This window comes from Streptomyces sp. DH12, from assembly GCF_020873895.1.
Classification (GTDB): Bacteria; Actinomycetota; Actinomycetes; order Streptomycetales; family Streptomycetaceae; genus Streptomyces.
Map to the genome: position 1 here is coordinate 1 of NZ_JAHWGT010001463.1, position 409 is coordinate 409.

General features: G+C 72.1%; 1 pseudogene. It reads left to right on the top strand.

What is annotated here, in order from left to right:
• Positions 1-409 (top strand): annotated as a pseudogene (locus LPA54_RS40575) (excinuclease ABC subunit UvrA); the annotation flags it as partial.

A 409-nucleotide genomic window follows, 5' to 3' on the forward strand; every position in this document is an offset into this window, starting at 1 on the left:
GAGCCAGAAGACCCGTGACCTGGTGCGGGAGTTCCTCACCGAGGGCGTCTGCCCCGACTGCGGGGGCGCCCGGCTGAACGAGGCGGCGCTGGCCTCCCGGATCGACGACCGGAACATCGCCGACCTGTCGGCGATGCAGGTGTGCGACCTGATCCCGGTGCTGCGGGAGATCGACGACCCGGTGGCCGGGCCGGTCGCCGAGGCCGCCGTCGCCGCGCTGGAGCGGATCGACCGCATCGGCCTCGGCTATCTCTCCCTCGACCGGGAGACGTCCACGCTCTCCGGCGGCGAGGGCCAGCGGCTGAAGACCGTACGGCACCTGGGCTCCAGCCTGACCGGGATGACGTACGTCTTCGACGAGCCGAGTGTCGGGCTGCACCCGCGGGATGTGCACCGGCTGGGCGAACTG